Below are 557 nucleotides of genomic sequence, written 5' to 3' on the forward strand. Positions count from 1 at the left end.
CGACCTGCGTCGACTGCGACAAGACGCTGCCGTCCGCTGCCGGCCGCTGGCTGCGCACCTCGCGGAAGCCGCGCGGGCCGCGGCCGTCGTGTGCTGCCTTGAAGCCGCGGTAGCCGAACTCTTCGGACACCGTGCCGCTGCCGACACCACTGTCGCGGTCGACGGTCGCGACCACGTAGCCGGGCTGCACCGCATCGAACAGCGGATACACCGCCGCGTTGGCCGCATCTCCGCGATCGCTCATATACCGGTCGCCGATCCCACCGCGGGCCGAACTGCCCAGCGACACCCAACTGAGCGTCGTCTTCAGGCCCTCCGGCGAGGTCACGCTGGTCAACAGATCAGGCGGCAGCGAGGTGCCCGCCTTCACGTAGAGCTGGTTCGCTGTCGCATCCCCCGGTGTCGGCGAGGCCCGCAGCCGCAGGATCTCCACATCGCCTTTGCCGGTGAAGTCCCCGGTCACGAACGCAGCCGAGCTGTCGCGATGCTGCAGCACGTCGCTCGCGGTGGTCAGATTGAAGCTGGCCGACGGTGTGAACGTGCCGTCGCCGTTGCTC

Annotated in this window: 1 protein-coding gene; it reads right to left on the reverse strand. The window is 69.1% G+C overall.

Annotated elements, in window-relative coordinates; genetic code table 11:
- A partial coding sequence (locus tag AC1D01_RS38095; RefSeq protein ID WP_477875196.1) for a toxin TcdB middle/N-terminal domain-containing protein occupies positions 1-557 on the reverse strand: 557 nt, incomplete at both ends.

The organism is Rhizobacter sp. P3_B12 (assembly GCF_056402895.1).